Here is a 13,145-nt window from a genome sequence, read left to right on the forward strand (position 1 = left end):
TAAATATTTAGTCCCTATAATATGCCCAAGATTGGTAAAATAGCGCAGATTATCGGCCCAGTTGTTGACGTCAACTTCGCCGACAGTGAAAATCTACCTAAAATTTACGATGCATTGTACATTCAAAAAGAAAATGGACAGCGTATCGTATTGGAAGTTCAACAACACTTAGGTCAGGACCGTGTACGTACAATCGCCATGGACGCAACTGAAGGTTTGGTTCGCGGAATGGAAGTTGTCGATACGGGTGCTCCTATCAAAATGCCTGTTGGTGAAGAAATCAAAGGTCGTGTATTCAACGTAGTTGGTGATGCCATTGATGGGATCCAAAATTTGAATAAAGAGAATGGTCGTCCTATCCACAACGTTCCTCCTAAATTCGAAGACTTATCAACTGAATCCGAAGTACTTTTTACCGGGATCAAAGTTATTGACCTCTTAGAACCATATGCTAAAGGTGGTAAAATTGGTTTGTTCGGTGGTGCCGGTGTAGGTAAAACGGTATTAATCCAGGAGCTGATCAACAATATTGCAAAAGGTCACGGTGGTCTTTCTGTATTTGCCGGTGTGGGCGAGCGTACACGTGAGGGTAATGATTTGTTGCGTGAGATGTTGGAGTCAGGTATCATCAAATATGGTGAACATTTTATGGAAGGCATGGAAAAAGGCGAATGGCCTTTGGAAACTGTTGACCATGAATTGATGAAAGACTCTAAATGTACTTTCGTTTTTGGACAGATGAATGAGCCTCCTGGTGCCCGTGCACGTGTTGCATTATCAGGTCTGACAGTGGCAGAGTACTTCCGTGATGGCGAAGGCGAAGGCCAGGGTCGTGACGTGCTCTTCTTTATCGATAACATTTTCCGTTTTACACAAGCAGGTTCTGAAGTATCCGCGCTATTGGGCCGTATGCCTTCGGCAGTAGGTTACCAACCAACCTTGGCCACAGAAATGGGTTTAATGCAAGAGCGCATCACCTCCACTAAAAATGGATCTATCACATCAGTACAAGCAGTATATGTACCTGCCGATGACTTAACTGACCCTGCTCCAGCAACAACTTTTGCTCACTTGGACGCAACGACAGTATTGTCCCGGAAAATTGCTGAGTTAGGTATCTATCCAGCAGTGGATCCTTTGGATTCTACATCCCGCATCCTTTCTCCTGCTGTTTTAGGCGCAGAACATTATAATACTGCACAACGCGTTAAAGAAATTCTTCAACGCTACAAAGAATTGCAGGATATCATCGCCATCTTAGGTATGGATGAGTTATCAGAAGAAGACAAATTAACCGTACACCGCGCTCGTCGTGTGCAACGTTTCTTATCGCAACCTTTCCACGTAGCTGAACAATTCACTGGTTTAAAGGGTGTATTGGTAGACATCAAAGATACCATCAAAGGCTTCAATATGATTATTGATGGTGAAGTTGATGAATATCCTGAAGCTGCCTTCAACTTGGTAGGTAGTATCGAGGATGCTATCGAAAAAGGTAAAAAATTATTAGCGGAAGCGGTTTAATTTAGATATAGACATTAGATATGAGATAATAGACTTTCGATTATCTCATATCTATTTGAAAACCTAAAGTTCTCAAATCTCATATCTCAAATCTTATATCTAAGCATAATGAAATTAACAATTATCACTCCAGACAAATTAGTATACGAAGGCGAAGTAACATCCGTTACCGTACCTGGCTCTGCAGGCTCTTTTCAGATCCTGAAGGACCACGCTGCCATTGTGTCTACTTTGGAAGATGGAAAGGTAATTATTCAACAAGGTAAAGGTGGACAAGAAGTCTTCATTAAGGGTGGTGTTGTGGAAGCAAAAGACAATGTCATTACCGTGCTTGCTGAAGGAATTATCGGAGATTAAATCAATCGATTTTATACACATTGAAAAGCTTCCGGTAGAAATATCGGAAGCTTTTTTTTTAAAGTTTTTTTGACAATTCCTTCATTTTAGGAAGAATTTTCACGTTTGTAACAAAAAATAATTTTTTGACAGTGTAGACCAATTTTAAATATGGTATACGACTAACAAAATTTAAATCCATAATGATACAATAAATCAATCTTAAAACACAAAAAACTTAATAAATATAAAATTTTATTCTAAATACAAAATTCGCACTTTGCCTATTGCCAATTATTGTAATTCCTGCTACCTTGAGGAAATGAAAATCCGGACTCTATGCGAAAGCCTGAGACTGTATGATTTACCGCCAAAAACCGGAACTAAGGGAAATATTTAACAAGGTAAATTTTAGGGTTATGAAATACTACGACAAGAACACATTGATTTATTTAAATGGAGCTTTCGTGAAAGCTTCTGAAGCTGCATTGGATCCCTTCGCTCAATCGCTTCATTATGGCTATGCCGTATTCGATGGTCTACGTGCGTACAATACCCATAATGGTCCTCGTATCTTTAAAGCCGACCAGCATTTTGACCGGTTGAAAAAATCATGCGAAGCAGTCAACATCCCCTACACATGGAGCAACCGCGAACTCATAGAAAAGTGCTATGAGCTGTTGGCGGTCAACAACCTAAGGGAGGCCTATATCCGTCCCTTGGTGCTGACTGGGTCTAATATGCATCTGACCTCCTCCTCCGAAGCTGATATTATGATTGCCGCTTGGGAATGGGGACCTTATCTTGGTCAGAATCTCCTCCGCGTTTGTATCACGGACATCAAAAGACCTAATCCGAAGTCTTTTAGAACAGACTCCAAGATTTCAGGTCAATACGTGAACTCCATCCTCGCAACTACGGAAGCGATCAACAAGGGATATGACGAAGCCCTGATGCTCGATCACGAAGGATATGTGGCCCAGGCTTCCAGCGAAAACATTTTTATTGAAAAGGATTTCAAAATCTACACTCCCCCTGTGAAAAACATCTTTCCGGGTATTACCCGGCAGACTGTTAAAAACATCTGCAAAAAGCTGAACTTCGAAGTCATTGAGAAACAGCTCACAGTGGAGGATATATACCGCGCCGACAGCGCCTTCTTATGTGGCACTGCAGCCGAAATTATTGGGATCAAACAAGTGGACGATGTCACCTATACAGAAGCGTGGGAACACAGCATAGGAGCATCCATCCAAAGAAGATATAAAAATTTAGTATTAGAGAACGAAAATTATGAAGTCATCATCTAACGGCGAAAATGCAATGAATAAATACAGCCGTACATTTACACAAGACGAAACGCAACCTGCTGCTAAAGCGATGCTTTACGGAATCGGTCTTACAGATGCCGATATGAACAAGGCGCAGGTGGGTATTGCCAGCATGGGATATGATGGTAATACGTGTAATATGCACTTAAATGATTTGGCCCAAATCGTCAAAAAAGGCGTCTGGGACAATGACTTGGTAGGCTTGACCTTCGGTACGATCGGTGTCAGCGATGGCATGAGCAATGGTACGGATGGCATGCGTTATTCATTGGTTAGCCGTGACGTGATTGCCGACAGTATCGAAACGATCTGTGGCGGTCAATACTATGACGGACTGATCTCTATACCCGGCTGTGATAAAAATATGCCCGGTGCGATTATGGCCATGGCTCGCTTGGACCGTCCCTCGCTGATGGTATACGGTGGCACCATCGCTCCCGGTCATTATAAAGGCCAGGAACTGAATATTGTGTCCGCTTTTGAAGCCTTGGGTCAGCGCATTTGTGGTAACCTCTCGGATGAAGATTATGAAGGGATCATCAAACACACTTGCCCCGGTGCAGGCGCCTGTGGCGGGATGTATACCGCCAATACAATGGCCTCTGCAATCGAAGCGCTAGGCATGAGCTTACCATACTCCTCCTCAAATCCTGCGATATCCGAAGCGAAGAAGAAGGAATGCCTGGAAGCAGGAAAATATATCCGTATCCTGTTGGAAAAAGATATCAAGCCATCTGATATCATGACTCGCAAAGCATTTGAAAATGCCTTGCGCACCATTGTGATCTTAGGCGGCAGTACAAATGCTGTTCTCCATTTCATTGCCATCGGTAAAGCGGTAGGCGTTGACATCACACAAGATGATTTTCAGCGGATGAGCGATGAGACACCGGTTCTAGCAGACTTTAAGCCTTCAGGCAAATATCTGATGCAGGACTTACAGCAGTATGGTGGTACACCGGCTGTTATGAAATATCTTCTGGACGAAGGTCTGCTTCATGGAGACTGTCTCACCGTAACCGGTAAAACCATCGCAGAGAACTTAGCTGACGTGAAGTCCATTATGGAGTATGACCAGCCGATTATCCAGCCGTTGAGCAATCCAATCAAGGCCACAGGCCACTTGCAGATCCTTTATGGAAATCTAGCAGAAAAAGGTTCAGTAGCCAAGATCTCAGGCAAAGAAGGTGAAAAGTTCACTGGACCTGCCCGGGTATTTGACGGGGAGCACGATCTGGTTGCCGGTATCGAATCTGGCCGGATCAAGCCTGGAGATGTCGTCGTGATCAAAAATGAAGGTCCAGTGGGGGCCCCCGGCATGCCGGAAATGCTTAAACCCACCTCATTGATCATTGGTGCCGGCCTAGGCAAATCTGTTGCCTTGATTACAGATGGCCGCTTCTCCGGTGGAACACACGGCTTTGTTGTCGGTCATATCACTCCTGAGTCGTATAAAGGTGGGTTAATCGGCATGGTAAAAGACGACGATATCATCGAGATCGACGCCGTCAATAATACTATTAATGTACAACTTTCCGACGAGGAAATCGCACAGCGCCGCGCAGCCTGGGTACAGCCGCCGCTGAAAGTGAGCAAAGGTGTATTGTACAAATATGCCAAAACCGTGGCTGATGCCTCAGAAGGCTGTGTAACGGATTTGTAGAAGTTAAAAGTCAAAATTAAAAAGTTAAAAGTGGGAGACACTTAGTGAGCCACAGGCCTGAAGAGTTCAATCTCAAATCTAATGTCTCTCATCTAAAATCTAATATCTCAATACTAATCAATATGAGTACACTGGAAATAACAGAAAATAAGGCTGCAACCAAGCAGAAAGCGCCCGCCCAAATTTCGGGATCGAAAGCTGTACTGGAAGCCTTATTGAGCGAAGGAGTTGATACCGTATTTGGCTATCCTGGTGGTGCAATCATGCCTATCTATGATGCCCTCTATGATTATACGGATCGTTTGAAGCATATTTTGGTGCGCCATGAGCAAGGAGGAATCCATGCGGCCCAAGGTTATGCAAGAACTTCTGGTCGTACAGGTGTCGTCTTTGCGACGAGTGGCCCAGGAGCAACCAACCTAGTTACTGGTCTGGCGGATGCCATGATCGACAGTAACCCTATCGTCTGTATTACAGGTCAGGTCTTTGCTTCCCTATTAGGCACTGATGCATTTCAGGAAACTGATGTAATCAATATCACCGCACCAGTCACCAAATGGAACTATCAAGTCACGGATGCAACTGAAATTCCAGCAGCACTCGCCAAAGCATTCTATATTGCCAGCACTGGCCGTCCTGGTCCGGTACTGATCGACATTACGAAGAATGCGCAACTGCAGTTATTTGATTATTTCGGTTATGAAAAGTGCAACCATGTACGTAGCTATAGACCCGCGCCGCAGGTTCGCAAGGAATACGTCGAACAAGCAGCTGCACTAATCAATAGTGCTCAAAAACCATTTGTGCTTTTCGGACAAGGAGTGATCTTAGGGAAGGCCGAAGAAGAATTCAAAGCTTTTATTGAGAAAACCGGAATTCCATCTGCAGCCACAGTGATGGGGCTGAGTGCACTTCCTTCCGATCATAAGCTGCATGTGGGCATGCTCGGTATGCATGGCAACTACGCACCCAATGTCATGACCAATGAGTGCGACGTCTTGATTGCTGTGGGCATGCGCTTCGATGACCGCGTAACAGGCCGGCTCGACAAATATGCAAAGCAGGCTAAAGTCATTCATCTGGACATCGATCCTGCTGAGATCGACAAAAATGTGCAGACGACAGTACCAGTATGGGGCGACTGTAAAGAGTCTCTTCCGATGCTGACCGAGTTGGTGAATGCTGCGGACCATTCGGAATGGTTAGCACAATTCCGTGAACTTGAAAAGGAAGAAATCAAAGAAGTCATCCAAAATGAACTTCATCCACAAACGGATATCATGACCATGGGCGAAGTCATCAATGTGCTGAATGAACTGACAGGCGGCGACGCAATCATTACCACTGATGTCGGCCAGCACCAGATGGTATCCTGCCGTTATGCCAAGTTCAACAATAGCAAATCAAATGTAACTTCGGGCGGTCTGGGCACAATGGGCTTTGGTCTTCCGGCGGCAATCGGCGCCTGGTATGGTACTCCGGACAAGACAGTAGTTGCAATCATCGGCGATGGTGGCATACAGATGACGATCCAGGAACTCGGCACGATCATGCAGTTTGGCGCAAAGGTCAAAATTCTGATCCTGAACAACGAGTTTTTAGGCATGGTACGCCAATGGCAGCAATTGTTCCATGACAAACGTTACTCTTTCGTAAATATCACCAGTCCCGATTTCGTTGCCGTGGCAAAAGGCTATTATATCGAAGGCCAGCGTATTGCTGAACGGAAGGATCTGCGCAACGCATTACAGACCATGCTTGATCACGATGGCGCATACCTGCTGGAGGTAATGGTAGGAAAGGAAAACAATGTATTTCCGATGGTTGCACAAGGCACATCCGTATCTGAAATCCGTCTGAAATAAGGTTAATTTTAATTGCAATGGAAAAACAAGAATATACCATCACCCTATATACAGAGAATTCTATCGGCCTGATCGGCAGGATCTCGACAATTTTTTCAAGAAGAAAAATCAATATCGAGAGCTTAAATACCTCTCCGTCGGAAGTGGAGGGCATACATCGCTTTACTATCGTCATCACCGAAACCGAAGATGTGTTGCGGAAGCTTTGCCGTCAGCTGGAAAAGCAGATTGATATCCTCAAAGCGTACTACAATACGAATGACGAGGTGATCTGGCAAGAGCAGGCCTTATACAAAGTTCCTGCCGACGTTGTCAACGAAAAGGTATATGTGGAACGCTTACTGCGCCAATATGGCGCCAATGTCGTGGTCATCCGTAACGATTATATCGTTTTCGAAACAGCAGGTCACCGTGAAGAAATCGACAAATTAACCGAAGAGCTGACGAAATATGGACTAATCGAATTTGTGCGTGGTGCCCGCATTGCTATTATTAAAGACAGCGCAGGCTTTCACTCCAAACTTGTTCAGTTCGAAGCGCAGGAACCTTCACAGGAAATTGTTGAAAATGAATACCTGGACAAACGCGATGATGTATTTACCATGTAAGTAATCCTAGAATATGCAAGAAACATTCAAATTTATATTGCAGGCACGTCAGAAATTCATTGAATTGGTTGACAGCCTTTCCTTAGAGCAGCTCAATCAAGTTCCGGCAGGCTTTAATAACAATATTATATGGAACTTTGGACACATCGTCGTCAGCACACAGACCTTGGTGTATGTGCGCACAGGAATCAAGGCAGATACTGCTTGGGTAAGATACAACGAAGATTATAAAAAAGACACCAAGCCAGCACGTTTTGTTGAACAAGCTGAAATCGACGAGCTAAAAGCAATCGCTATCCAAAGTATCGAACAGATTGCCAGCGACTATGCCAAGGGTCTTTTTAAGGAAACTACCTCTTTTTCCACGGCAACTTATGGTTATCCAATGGATACGATCGAGGAAGTGATCGCCCTGACATCAGGACATGACAATGTCCATTATGGCTATGCTTTGGCCCAACGCAGACTAGTACAATCATTAAAATAAATAATCAACAACCAATAACAGAAAGAAAGTAAAACAATGGCAAATTATTTCAACACCTTACCGCTAAGAGAGCAGCTAGAACAATTAAGCCACGCCGAATTCATGGACAATACCGAATTCAGTGATGGAGTAAATGCTTTAAAAGGTAAAAAAATCGTGATCGTAGGATGTGGCGCCCAAGGCTTGAACCAAGGTTTAAACCTTAGAGACAGCGGATTGGACGTGTCTTACGCATTGCGTAAAGAAGCTATTGAACAAAAGAGAGATTCTTGGAAAAATGCTACGGAAAACAATTTCAAGGTAGGCACTTATGAGGAACTGATCCCAACAGCGGATTTGGTCATCAACTTGACTCCAGATAAACAACATACCTCCGTGATCAACGCCGTTATGCCTTTGATGAAAGAAGGTGCGACATTATCCTATTCCCACGGTTTCAACATCGTAGAAGAAGGCATGCAGATCCGGAAAGACATCACCGTTATCATGGTTGCTCCAAAATGTCCGGGATCGGAGGTACGTGCCGAATACCTTCGCGGTTTTGGGGTACCGACCTTGATCGCTGTTCACCCCGAAAACGACCCTCAAGGAAAAGGCTGGGCAGAAGCAAAAGCGTATTGCGTCGGCACTGGTGGTCATAGAGCCGGTGTGTTGAAATCGTCATTCGTAGCCGAGGTAAAATCGGATCTAATGGGCGAGCAAACCATTTTATGTGGTTTATTGCAAACGGGATCAATCCTGTCTTTCGATAAAATGATCGAGAAAGGGATCGATGCTGGCTACGCGTCCAAGTTAGTACAATACGGCGTTGAGGTCATCACTGAGGCCTTAAAGCACGGCGGGGTAAGCGGAATGATGGACCGCCTGAGCAATCCGGCAAAGATCAAAGCTTTTGAAATCTCTGAAGAACTGAAAGATATCATGCGTCCATTGTTCAGAAAACACCAAGATGACATTATGTCCGGTGAATTTAGCAAAACGATGATGGAAGACTGGGCAAATGGTGACGCCAACTTATTGAAATGGAGAGCCGAAACAGGCGAGACAGCGTTTGAAAAGACTCCTGCAGGAGATGTTAAGATCAACGAGCAAGAGTACTTTGACAACTACACATTGATGGTTGCTTTTATCCGTGCGGGTGTTGAACTGGCTTTTGAGACGATGGTAGAAGCAGGTATTAAGCCTGAATCAGCCTATTACGAATCCTTACACGAGACTCCATTGATCGCTAATACGATAGCGCGTAAAAAATTATTCGAAATGAACCGCGTTATCTCCGATACGGCAGAATATGGCTGTTACTTGTTTGATCAAGCATGTAAACCGTTATTGGCAGATTTCATGAAGACTGTAGATACCGATCTTGTTGGTAAAAACTTCAATGAAGGTAAAGATGCTGCAGTCGACAATGCTCAATTGGTCGCCATCAACGAAATCCTTCGCGAACACCCTGTGGAAATCGTTGGACGCAAATTGCGTAAAGCAATGACTGCGATGAAAGCTATCAAAACTGTTTAAAATTTCGTAAATTAGACGATCCAAACCAAGGTGATATTGAGACATTTGCAATATCGCCTTGGTCAATATGAAAATAACATAAGAGAGAATAAAAAATGTCAAAAACATTAGTAGAAAAGATTTGGGATGCTCACGTCGTCAAACGTGAAGAAGGGTTTCCGGATATTTTATATATCGATACCCATTTAATTCATGAGGTTACTTCTCCTCAGGCTTTTGATGGCTTACGCAAAAGAGGAATTCCAGTCTTTCGTCCAAAGCAAACGGTAGCTACTGCCGACCATAACGTACCCACACTCAACCAGCATTTACCGATCAAAGAAGAGCTTTCTCGGTATCAGGTGGATATGCTGACCAAAAACTGCGCTGAATTTGGTATTGAGCTGTATGGTCTGGGGCACCCTTACCAGGGAATTGTACACGTCATTGGTCCCGAGCTTGGTATTACCCTGCCCGGCAAAACGATGGTATGCGGAGATAGCCATACCTCCACACACGGTGCTTTTGGAGCTATTGCTTTTGGTATCGGCACCTCTCAGGTCGAACAGGTCTTTGCGACGCAATGTTTGTTGCAGTCAAAGCCAAAAACCATGAAAATCGAAGTCAATGGCACCCTACAAAAAGGCGTAGGCGCAAAAGATATTATCCTTTATATCATCTCCAAAATCTCAGCAGCCGGTGGTACAGGATATTTTATCGAATATGCGGGTTCGGCAATACGTTCCCTAAGTATGGAAGCGCGTATGACCATCTGCAACATGAGTATCGAAATGGGCGCGCGTGGCGGACTTATCGCCCCCGACCAAACCACTTTTGATTATGTGAAAGGACGCGAATTTGCCCCTAAAGGTGACGAATGGGACAAAGCCCTAGCGTACTGGAAAACATTGTACTCAGACGAAGATGCGATCTTTGATAAAGTATTGACTTTCGATGCCGCTGATATCGCTCCAATGATTACATATGGTACCAATCCGGGAATGGGAATGGGAATCACCGAAACTATCCCGGCGACAAATGCACAGCCAGAGTCCGAAAGACCTTCTTATCAGAAGGCGCTGGACTATATGGGCTTTAAAGATAACACCCCGGTGATTGGCAACCGCGTCGATTATGTATTTATCGGCAGCTGTACCAATTCGCGTATTGAAGACCTCCGTGAAGTCGCTTCATTTGTAAAAGGCAAACAAAAGGCGGAAGACGTTGAGGTCTGGATTGTTCCCGGATCCAAACAGGTCGAAAAACAAGCAAAAGAAGAAGGCTTGGATAAAATATTCGAAGAAGCCGGATTCCAGCTCCGTGAACCGGGATGTTCGGCATGCCTGGGTATGAACGAGGATAAAATTCCGGCCGGTAAGTATTGCGTTTCCACTTCAAACAGAAACTTCGAAGGACGCCAGGGGCCGGATGCCCGCACCATGTTGGTATCGCCGTTGACCGCTGCAGCCGCAGCCGTGACTGGCAGAGTGACTGATGTTAGAGAGTTAATATAGTATTGAGATGAGCGAATTGAGCATTGAGACTTAGACTGTCCGGGCTTTCAGCTCATAACTAGCTCCATTTTTTAATTTTTAATTCTGCATTTTTATTTTTTTAACATGAAAAAATTTGAAACTTTAACATCACAGGTAGTACCATTACCGATTGAAAATATAGATACCGACCAGATCATACCGGCGCGGTTTTTAAAGGCCACGACCCGCGAAGGCTTTGGCGATAACCTGTTTCGTGATTGGCGCTTTGACAGCAATAATCAGCCCAAGCCTGATTTTGTCCTTAACAATCCCACCTATTCAGGCAAAATATTAGTTGCCGGCAAAAATTTCGGCTGCGGTTCCAGCCGTGAACATGCGGCATGGGCGATTCAGGACTACGGATTTGATGTTGTCATCAGCTCATTCTTTGCGGATATCTTTAAAGGCAATGCCCTCAACAACGGGGTACTACCTATTCAGGTACCGGATGAGTTTTTGGACAAGATCTTTGAGCTTGTACACCAAAACCCCAAAACTGAAGTCATCGTCGACCTTGAAAAACAAACGGTTATGCTAACCGAAACAGGCGATCAATTTGAATTTGAAATCAATCCTTACAAAAAATCATGTTTGATCAATGGCTACGATGACATCGATTTTATTCGTAATCAAAAAGATTTAATTGAATCATTTGAAGCAGCAAGACAATGGTAGATCCTGTCGTCCATATTGCCAATTTAACTATTCAGTACGGTAAAGATTGCGTACTGCAAGACTTAAATTGGCAAATTTTACCTGGTGAGCAATGGATTTTGGGTGGCCCCAGTGGCACCGGAAAGACTACGCTTGCAAAAGCGATCTCCGGACAGTTAAAATATGAGGGAACAATTACCTTCCATTGGGAACCGGCCAGCCCCCTTCCAGCCACTGTTCATTATGTGTCCAATTGGTTTCAATTTACCAACCTGGAGGGCGACCGCAACTTCTATTACCAGCAGCGCTACAACAAATTCGCAAAAAATGACACGTTAACCGTCTTTGCGGAATTAAAACATTTTGCCCAGCAACAACAGCTTGCCTTTGAAGATGTCGAACCCTATCTATCTATCTTTGGATTTGAAAATTTCAGAGACCAGCAGCTGATCGAACTATCGAGCGGCGAACACAAACGGTTGCAGCTAGTCAAAGCTTTATGGCTGCAGCCGCAGATACTTATTATTGATCAACCCTATACGGGCCTTGATGTACAGTCACGAAAAAATCTCAACCGGGTCTTCAACCAGCTTGCTGAAAAGGGCGTGTCCCTACTATTGATCAGCAACGATGACGAACAACCAGATTGTATCAACCGTTTTGCAGAAATTCAACAAGGTAAACTGGTAATCCGGAAGCATAACAGCGAAATTTCCAAAGGGCTAGCACGCCAACGCAAACAATTGCCTTATTTTCTGCAACAGCCACCCAAGGTATCCGCACAGGTAATGGTGAAAATGAATAAGATCAACGTATCCTATGGTGAAAAGGAGGTCTTAAAAAATATAGACTGGGAAGTCAAAGCAGGCGAAAAATGGTTGTTGCAAGGACATAATGGATCTGGCAAATCCACCTTACTCAGCCTCATCAATGCGGATCATCCACAGGCTTACGCCAATGATATCACCTTATTTGGCAAAAAGCGGGGATCAGGAGAAAGCATATGGGAAATCAAAGAACATCTGGGGATCATATCTCCTGAGCTACATTGGTATTATGACATGAATGCCAATGTGGGTCAGACTATTGCTTCGGGCTTCTTCGACTCGATGAGCCTTTACCAAAAACTGGGGTATGAGCAACAGCAAAAGCTTGAACAGGTACTTCATTTTTTTGACCTGAAAGAAGTAAAACATAAAACACTGGCTTCTCTGCCTTTAGGTCAACAACGACTGGCATTGCTCGCCCGCACCATTGTAAAGCATCCTGAATTGCTGATTCTGGACGAACCATGTCAGGGCCTGGACAAAGAACAGACCCAGTATTTCAACGATGTGATCGATGATCTCAGCAAAAATGGACAGACACTCATTTATGTCGGCCATTTTGAAAGCCAGCTCCCAACCTGTATAGACAATAGGCTGGTGCTGGAAAAAGGAGAAATCAAAACAGTAGGACCAGTTATCCACAAAAAAGAGATGTTATCAACATAAAAAATGTGGAAAACGACAATTAACAATACATAATAGACGACCGATATTAGATAGTAAATAAGAGATAAGCCTTAGGCCAACAAAACTTGAGCCTCACCAATAAGTAAAAATTAAAGATCAAGAAAGGGGCGACATGTGGAAAGCTATAAGGT

General features: G+C 44.1%; 11 protein-coding genes. All 11 read left to right on the forward strand.

The features are described 5' to 3' along the window. Nucleotides 1-21: 21 nt before the first annotated feature. On the forward strand, nt 22-1,524 hold the full coding sequence (gene atpD / locus K7A41_RS13785; RefSeq protein WP_028071935.1) for a F0F1 ATP synthase subunit beta: 1,503 nt from the start codon (nt 22-24) through the stop codon (nt 1,522-1,524). A gap of 108 nt (nt 1,525-1,632) precedes the next feature. Next, the gene (gene atpC, locus K7A41_RS13790) at nt 1,633-1,881 is read left to right on the forward strand and encodes an ATP synthase F1 subunit epsilon (protein ID WP_028071934.1); all 249 of its coding nucleotides are present in this window, start codon (nt 1,633-1,635) and stop codon (nt 1,879-1,881) included. Nucleotides 1,882-2,279: 398 nt separating this feature from the next. After that, nucleotides 2,280-3,170, forward strand: coding sequence for a branched-chain amino acid transaminase (locus K7A41_RS13795; RefSeq protein ID WP_265714155.1), 891 nt, complete (start codon nt 2,280-2,282; stop codon nt 3,168-3,170). Beyond that, nucleotides 3,154-4,854, forward strand: a complete 1,701-nt coding sequence (gene ilvD, locus K7A41_RS13800) for a dihydroxy-acid dehydratase (RefSeq protein WP_028071932.1) — start codon at nt 3,154-3,156, stop codon at nt 4,852-4,854. The genes K7A41_RS13795 and ilvD overlap by 17 nt, the downstream gene beginning before the upstream one ends. Before the next feature lie 122 nt (nt 4,855-4,976). Next, a complete protein-coding gene (ilvB, locus tag K7A41_RS13805; protein WP_265714156.1) occupies nt 4,977-6,719 on the forward strand; it encodes a biosynthetic-type acetolactate synthase large subunit in 1,743 nt (580 codons plus the stop codon). A 17-nt stretch (nt 6,720-6,736) separates the two neighbouring features. Beyond that, nucleotides 6,737-7,327: an acetolactate synthase small subunit gene (gene ilvN / locus K7A41_RS13810; RefSeq protein ID WP_028071930.1), complete on the forward strand. Its 591-nt coding sequence runs from the start codon at nt 6,737-6,739 to the stop codon at nt 7,325-7,327. 13 nt (nt 7,328-7,340) lie between these two features. Then, nucleotides 7,341-7,814, forward strand: coding sequence for a DinB family protein (locus tag K7A41_RS13815; protein WP_028071929.1), 474 nt, complete (start codon nt 7,341-7,343; stop codon nt 7,812-7,814). 36 nt (nt 7,815-7,850) lie between these two features. Further along, on the forward strand, nt 7,851-9,332 hold the full coding sequence (gene ilvC, locus K7A41_RS13820) for a ketol-acid reductoisomerase (protein WP_028071928.1): 1,482 nt from the start codon (nt 7,851-7,853) through the stop codon (nt 9,330-9,332). A 95-nt stretch (nt 9,333-9,427) separates the two neighbouring features. Continuing rightward, on the forward strand, nt 9,428-10,825 hold the full coding sequence (gene leuC, locus K7A41_RS13825) for a 3-isopropylmalate dehydratase large subunit (RefSeq protein WP_265714157.1): 1,398 nt from the start codon (nt 9,428-9,430) through the stop codon (nt 10,823-10,825). Nucleotides 10,826-10,930: 105 nt separating this feature from the next. Continuing rightward, on the forward strand, nt 10,931-11,521 hold the full coding sequence (leuD, locus tag K7A41_RS13830) for a 3-isopropylmalate dehydratase small subunit (protein ID WP_028071925.1): 591 nt from the start codon (nt 10,931-10,933) through the stop codon (nt 11,519-11,521). Next, nucleotides 11,515-12,993, forward strand: a complete 1,479-nt coding sequence (locus K7A41_RS13835) for an ATP-binding cassette domain-containing protein (RefSeq protein ID WP_265714158.1) — start codon at nt 11,515-11,517, stop codon at nt 12,991-12,993. Before leuD ends, K7A41_RS13835 begins: the two co-directional genes overlap by 7 nt. The last annotated feature ends 152 nt before the right edge of the window (nt 12,994-13,145 follow it).

Source organism: Sphingobacterium sp. InxBP1 (genome assembly GCF_026191775.1).
GTDB lineage: Bacteria > Bacteroidota > Bacteroidia > Sphingobacteriales > Sphingobacteriaceae > Sphingobacterium > Sphingobacterium thalpophilum.